Genomic DNA, 6,064 nt, shown 5'->3' on the forward strand with positions numbered 1-6,064 from the left:
CACTGACTGCGACAGTTTGGCGATTTTCGCGCTCTGCGCCCGATCGGCGCAGAGGAGAGCGAGACCAAGGCGTAATCCTTTCGCGCCGCCACGGGTATCCGCGGCTGCGACGATGACTGCCATGTCGCGCCTGAGATCATTGAGCTCGGCGCTGCTCTCGTTCGGACTCCTGCTCGGGGCGCAATCACCCTCGGTGCTGCCGGTCGCCGGTGCGGCGCCGGAGCCCGGCGCCGGCCAGACCCCGAGTCCCGCACCGCCGCTTGCCGCGGCGGCGGCGCAGAACTGGGGCAGTTGCAACCTGTTTCTGAACGGCACCAGGGACATTCCCGCCGGTGCGCGGTGCACCACCATCGCGGTCCCGGTCGACTACCGCAATCCCGTTGGGGCGCAAGCCAAGCTGGCGGTGATCCGCGTGCCCGCCAGCGGCCAGCGGATCGGATCGCTACTGGTCAACCCCGGCGGCCCGGGGGCGTCGGCGGTGGACATGGTGGCCGCGATGGCCTCGGACCTGGAAGACACCGACATCGCGCGCCACTTCGACATGGTGGGCTTCGACCCGCGGGGCGTGGGCCACTCGACTCCGGCGCTGCGGTGCCGGACCGACGCCGAGTTCGACGCGTTCCGGCGCGAACCCATGGTCGACTACAGCCCGGCCGGCGTGGCCCACATCGAGCAGCTGTACCAGCAGCTGGCCCAGCAGTGCGCGAACCGCATGGGCACCGAGTTCCTGGCCAACGTCGGCACCGCCTCGGCCGCGCGCGACATGGACATGGTCCGTCAGGCGCTGGGCGACGACCAGATCAACTACCTCGGCTACAGCTACGGCACCGAATTGGGCACCACCTACCTCGAGGCGTTCCCCGAGCATGTGCGGTCGATGGTGCTCGACGGTGCCATCGACCCGACCGTCGGGCCCATCCAGGAAAACATCAGCCAAATGGCGGGATTCCAAACCGCGTTCAACGACTACGCCCTGCACTGCGCCCGCTCGCCGTCCTGCCCGTTGGGGACCGACCCGGCCCAGTTCGTCAACCGCTACCACGCGCTGGTCGACCCGCTGGTGTTCAAGCCGGGCCGCACCGCGGACCCGCGCGGCCTCAGCTACGCCGACGCGACCACCGGAACCATCAACGCGCTGTACACCCCCTCTCATTGGAAGTACCTGACCAGTGGCCTGCTCGGGCTGCAGCGCGGCACCGACGCCGGTGACCTGCTGATGCTGGCCGACGACTACGAGGGCCGCGACCGCAGCGGGCACTACGGCAACGACCAGGACGCGTTCAACGGGATCCGCTGCGTGGACTCGCCCACGCCGGCGGACTCGGCGAGCTGGGTTGCCGCCGATCAACAGATCCGCCGGGCGGCCCCCTTCCTGAGCTACGGGCCGTTCACCGGGACCGCCCCCCGCGATCTGTGCGCGCTGTGGCCGGTGCCGGCCACGTCGGCCCCGCACGCCGCGGCCGCGGTCGCACCGGGCAAGGTCGTCGTGGTGTCCACGACGCGCGACCCGGCCACCCCCTACCAGGCCGGGGTCAGCCTCGCCCGTCAGCTGGGGGCGCCGCTGATCACCTACGACGGCACCCAGCACACCGCGGTCTTCAACGGGGACCAGTGCGTGGACACCGCGGTGGTGCGTTACCTGCTCGGCGTGGCCCTGCCTCCGCCCTCGCTCCGGTGTCGCCCGTGAGGCCGGTCCCGGCCGGCGGGCCTGCGCTGCGCACCGGATGTGAGCGGGCATAGATCAACAGTGGTAACACAGAATTAACAGGGGTTGCATACTGTGCGAGATATGGATCGGCAGAAGGAATTCGTCCTGCGCACGCTCGAGGAACGGGACATCCGTTTCGTGCGGCTCTGGTTCACCGACGTGCTCGGTTTCCTCAAGTCGGTCGCCATCGCCCCGGCGGAACTGGAAGGCGCCTTCGAGGAGGGCATCGGCTTCGACGGATCCTCGATCGAGGGGTTCGCGCGGGTTTCGGAATCCGACACCGTGGCGATTCCGGACCCGTCGACGTTCCAGGTGCTGCCCTGGGCCACCCCCGCCGGCCACCACCACTCGGCGCGGATGTTCTGCGACATCACCATGCCGGACGGCTCGCAGTCGTGGGCGGACCCGCGGCACGTGCTGCGCCGCCAGCTGCAAAAGGCCAATGATCTCGGCTTCTCCTGCTATGTGCATCCCGAGATCGAGTTCTTCCTGTTGAAGCCCGGCCCGGACGACGGGTCGGTGCCCGTTCCCGTCGACCGCGCCGGCTATTTCGACCAGGCGGTGCACGACTCGGCCTCGAACTTCCGCCGGCACGCGATCGAGGCGCTGGAGTTCATGGGCATCTCGGTGGAGTTCAGCCACCACGAGGGCGCGCCGGGCCAGCAGGAGATCGACCTGCGTTTCGCCGACGCGCTGTCGATGGCCGACAACGTGATGACGTTCCGCTATGTCATCAAGGAGGTGGCGATCGAGAACGGCGCGCGGGCGACGTTCATGCCCAAGCCTTTCGAGGAGCACCCCGGTTCGGCCATGCACACCCACATGAGCCTGTTCGAGGGCGACGTCAACGCCTTCCACAGCACCGAGGACCCGCTGCAGCTCTCGGACGTCGGCAAGTCGTTCATCGCCGGGATCCTCGAGCACGCGTCCGAGATCAGCGCGGTCACCAATCAGTGGGTCAACTCCTACAAGCGGCTGGTGCAGGGCGGCGAGGCGCCGACCGCCGCGTCCTGGGGGGCGGCCAACCGGTCCGCCCTGGTGCGGGTGCCGATGTACACGCCGCACAAGACGTCCTCGCGGCGGATCGAGGTGCGCAGCCCGGACTCGGCGTGCAACCCGTATCTGGCGTTCGCGGTGCTGCTGGCCGCCGGGCTGCGCGGGGTGGAGAAGGGCTACGTGCTGGGGCCGCAGGCCGAGGACAACGTGTGGGACCTGACGCCCGAGGAACGCCGCACGATGGGCTACCGCGAGCTGCCCACCAGCCTCGACAGCGCGCTGCGGTGCATGGAGTCCTCCGAGCTCGTCGCCGAGACCCTCGGGGAGCATGTCTTCGATTTCTTCCTGCGCAACAAGCGCACCGAATGGGCCAACTACCGCAGCCGGGTCACGCCCTACGAGCTGAGCACCTACTTGTCCCTATAGGTCTTGTCCCTATAGCTCTTGTCCCGGTAGCTCGGTTCGCCTGAGCGGCGCGCGGGTTGCGCTACGGTCGTGGTCGTGACCAAACCCGCAACGCATCGCCCCAAGCTGCCCAGCGTGGGCCGGCTCGGGTTGGTCGATCCGCGCGCGGGTGAACGGCTGGCGCAGCTGGGTTGGTACGACCACGACGACCAGGCCCACGTCGACCTGCTCTGGGCGTTGTCGCGCGCGCCGGACGCCGACGCCGCGCTGCGCGCCCTGGCGCGGCTGGCGGAGAACCCCGACACCGGGTGGGAGGAGCTGAGCGCCGCGCTGCTGGGCGAACGTGCGCTGCGCGGGCGGCTGTTCGCGGTGCTCGGCTCGTCGCTGGCGCTGGGCGATCACCTGGCCGCCAACCCGCAGTCTTGGAAACTGTTGCGCGGCAAGATCAAACTGCCCTCCCGCGAGGAGCTGTGCGCGACGTTCGTCGGATGCGTCGAGGAGATGTCCGACCACTCGCCGGCGGGTCCGGCTGCGGGGCCCGGCCCGGCCGTGCTGCGGCTGCAGCACCTGTACCGCGACCGCCTGCTGGTCCTGGCCGCGCTCGACCTGGCCGCGACCGTCGAGGACGAACCGGTGGTGCCGTTCACCGTGGTGGGCGCCCAGCTGTCGGACCTGGCGGACGCCGCGCTGGCGGCCGCGCTGCGGACGGCCGAGCTGAGCGTGTGCGGTGACGGCACGCCGCCGCGGCTGGCGGTCATCGCGATGGGCAAATGCGGTGCGCGCGAACTGAACTACGTCAGCGACGTCGACGTCATCTTCGTCGCCGAGCGCGCCGACCCGGTCAGCGCCCGCGTCGCCGGGGAGATGATGCGGGTGGCCTCGACGGCCTTCTTCCAGGTGGACGCCGCCCTGCGGCCCGAGGGACGCGCCGGCGAGCTGGTCCGCACCGTCGAGTCGCACGTCGCCTACTACCGGCGCTGGGCGAAAACCTGGGAGTTCCAGGCGCTGCTGAAGGCCCGGGCGGCAGTCGGCGACCGCGAACTCGGCGAACGCTACCTGGCCGCGCTGATGCCGATGGTGTGGGTTGCCTGCGAGCGCGACGACTTCGTGGTCGAAGTCCAGGCCATGCGCCGCCGGGTGGAGCAGCTGGTGCCCGCCGACGTCCGCGCCCGCGAGATCAAACTCGGCAGCGGCGGGATCCGGGACGTCGAGTTCGCCGTGCAGCTGCTGCAATTGGTGCACGGCCGCGGCGACGAGTCGCTGCGGGTGGCGTCCACCGTCGACGCGCTGGCCGCGCTGGGTGCGGGCGGGTACGTCGGCCGCGAGGACACCGCGAACCTCACCGCCTCCTACGAGTTCCTGCGGTTGCTCGAGCACCGGCTGCAGCTGCAGCGGCTCAAGCGCACCCACCTGTTGCCCGAGATCGATGACGAGGAGGCGGTGCGCTGGCTGGCGCGTGCGGCCCACATCCGGCCCGACGGCCGGCACGACGCGGCCGGGGTGCTGCGCGAGGAACTCAAGCACCAGAACCTGCGGGTGTCGCAGCTGCACGCCAAGCTCTTCTACCAGCCGCTGCTGGAGTCGATCGGTCCGCCGGGGCTGGAGATCTCGCGGGGCATGAGCACGGAGGCTGCGGAGCGGCGGCTGGCCGCACTCGGCTACGAGGGGCCGCAGACCGCGCTGAAGCACATGTCGGCGCTGGTCAACCAGAGCGGCCGGCGCGGCCGGGTGCAGTCGGTGCTGTTGCCCCGGCTGTTGAACTGGATGTCGTACGCGCCCGACCCCGACGGCGGGTTGCTGGCCTACCGGCGCCTGTCCGAGGCGCTGGCCGGGGAAAGCTGGTACCTGGCCACGCTGCGGGACAAGCCGGCGGTGGCCAAGCGGCTCATGCACGTGCTGGGGACCTCCGCGTACGTGCCGGACCTGCTGATGCGGGCGCCCACGGTGATCCAGAGCTACGGCGACGGCGCCAACGGCCCCAAACTGCTCGACACCGACCCCGCCGCGGTGGCCCGCTCGCTGGTGGCCGCGGCCGGCCGCTACATCGACCCGGTGCGCGCGATCGCCGGCGCGCGCACGCTGCGCCGCAGGGAACTGGCCCGCATCGGTTCGGCCGACCTGCTCGGCATGCTCGAGGTCACCGAGGTGTGCCGGGCGCTGACATCGGTGTGGGTGGCCGTGCTGCAGGCCGCGCTGGACGCGATGATCCGGGCCAACCTGCCCGAGGGCGGCCCGGCGCCGGCGGCGATCGCCGTCATCGGGATGGGCAGGCTGGGCGGCGCCGAGCTGGGCTACGGCTCGGATGCCGATGTGCTGTTCGTCTGCGAACCGGCGCGTGGTGTCGAGGACGCCCTGGCCATCCGGTGGTCGACGTCGGTGGCCGAGCAGACGCGCACGCTGCTGGGCACGCCCAGCGTCGACCCCCCGCTGGAGGTCGACGCCAACCTGCGGCCCGAGGGCCGCAGCGGCCCGCTGGTGCGCACGCTGGCCGCGTACACCGCCTACTACGAGCAGTGGGCGCAGCCCTGGGAGATCCAGGCCCTGCTGCGCGCGCACGCGGTCGCCGGCGACGCGGAGCTGGGCCGGCGGTTCCTGCTGATGGCCGACAAAACGCGCTATCCGGCCGACGGGGTGTCGGCCGAAGCGGTCCAGCAGATCCGCCGCATGAAGGCCCGGGTCGAGTCCGAACGGCTGCCGCGGGGCGCCGATCCCAACACGCACACCAAGCTGGGCCGCGGGGGACTGGCCGACGTCGAATGGACCGTGCAGCTGCTGCAACTGCGGCACGCACACGAGATCGAAGCCCTGCACAACACCTCGACCCTGCAGTCGCTGGACGTGATCGCCGCGGGCCGCCGGATGCCCGCCCCCCCCGTGGGCCAGCAGCGCCACGCGGGGGGGGGGTGTCTTATAAACAAAAGAAGCAGCCGACGATATTCAGTGTGTTTATGTCGG

The 6,064-nt window shown here is 70.7% G+C and carries 3 protein-coding genes; all 3 read left to right on the plus strand.

What is annotated here, in order from left to right; all coding sequences use genetic code 11:
* Positions 1 to 112 precede the first annotated feature (112 nt).
* Entirely contained in the window at positions 113 to 1,687 is a 1,575-nt protein-coding gene (locus FPZ47_RS15415; RefSeq protein ID WP_168209461.1) for an alpha/beta hydrolase, read from the plus strand.
* Positions 1,688 to 1,789: 102 nt separating this feature from the next.
* Positions 1,790 to 3,130, plus strand: coding sequence for a type I glutamate--ammonia ligase (glnA, locus tag FPZ47_RS15420; protein WP_144948498.1), 1,341 nt, complete (start codon positions 1,790 to 1,792; stop codon positions 3,128 to 3,130).
* A gap of 69 nt (positions 3,131 to 3,199) precedes the next feature.
* Positions 3,200 to 6,064, plus strand: a 2,865-nt coding sequence (locus tag FPZ47_RS15425) for a bifunctional [glutamine synthetase] adenylyltransferase/[glutamine synthetase]-adenylyl-L-tyrosine phosphorylase (RefSeq protein WP_145039487.1), incomplete at its 3' end; no start/stop codon positions are given.

Origin of the sequence: Mycobacterium helveticum (genome assembly GCF_007714205.1) — a bacterium.
Classification (GTDB): Bacteria; Actinomycetota; Actinomycetes; order Mycobacteriales; family Mycobacteriaceae; genus Mycobacterium; species Mycobacterium helveticum.